We start from the raw sequence: 1,311 nt of genomic DNA, 5'->3' as shown, positions 1-1,311 counted from the left end.
AGTATTAATTACAGGGACGGCGGGTTTTATCGGTAATGCCTTAGCGATACGTTTGTTAGATCGCGGCGATACCGTCATCGGATTAGATAACGTCAACGATTATTATGATCCGAGTTTAAAGGAAGCACGACTCGCGAGAATTAAAGATCACCCAAACTTTACTGAAGAACGTGTTTCTCTCGAAGGTCGCGTTGAAGTTGAGCGGGTCTTTGCTGAGCATAAACCACAAAGAGTCGTGAACTTAGCTGCGCAGGCTGGTGTTCGTTATTCGCTCGAGAATCCGCAAGCTTATATCGATGCGAATATCGTTGGATTCACGAATATTCTTGAAGGTTGTCGTCATCACGAAGTTGAGCATCTTGTTTATGCATCAAGTAGTTCCGTATATGGTGCTAATGAAAGTATGCCGTTTTCTGTGCATGACAATGTCGACCATCCAGTAAGCCTGTATGCTGCGTCTAAGAAGTCGAATGAATTGATGGCACACACGTATAGTCACTTGTTCGGATTGCCGACGACTGGCTTACGGTTTTTCACGGTATATGGCCCTTGGGGACGACCTGACATGGCCTTGTTTATGTTTACTAAGAATATTATCGAAGGGAAACCTATCGACGTATTTAATTATGGTAAGCATCAGCGTGACTTCACCTATATTGACGATATTGTCGAGGGCGTTATTCGTACCTTAGACAATACTGCTGCTTCAAATCCCGATTGGTCTGGAGTAGATCCTGATTCAGCCACATCTAGAGCGCCTTATCGCATCTATAACATTGGTAGCAATAATCCATGTGAATTGCTCCGTTATATAGAGTTGATCGAAGAAAACGTTGGTAAGAAAGCAGAGAAAAATCTTCTTCCAATGCAGCCGGGTGATGTACTTGCAACCTACGCCAATGTCGATGCATTAATCAAAGATGTTGATTACAAGCCGTCAACGCCCTTAGAAGAGGGTGTTGCGAACTTTGTTGAGTGGTATAGAGACTTCTACAAGGTTTAAGTTAGATAGCCTGCCATATCTTTCTTGATATGGGCTTTTTCTTACAAACTTCATCTCATCTTAAAACGCCGCGAGTGAGCCTTTTACAGGTTCTTGCTTGCGGCGTCGCTAGTTTCAGGCCATGAATTTGGTAAACCAATAAGATCTCAACTATTATATTTTGAGCTGTATATTGGCCGCACTAACAATTATTGTCAGGGAAAGTAATATGAATCATGTCTATTCTGCGATCGCTCTGATCGGTAGTTTTGCCTTCAGTACACTTTTGCATTCTGCGCCATTAAAACCAATCCCTAAAGAGTCTGGCT

The 1,311-nt window shown here is 42.7% G+C and carries 1 protein-coding gene; it reads left to right on the top strand.

Going from position 1 to position 1,311, the window contains the following annotated elements; genetic code table 11:
- A partial coding sequence (locus tag A3739_RS01955; protein WP_068500051.1) for an NAD-dependent epimerase occupies positions 1-1,003 on the top strand: 1,003 nt, incomplete at its 5' end.
- Positions 1,004-1,311: the final 308 nt, after the last annotated feature.

The sequence above is a fragment of the Oleiphilus sp. HI0067 genome (genome assembly GCF_001635735.1).
Note: the sequence above shows the minus strand (reverse complement) of the source record. Positions and strands in the feature narration are given on the sequence as shown.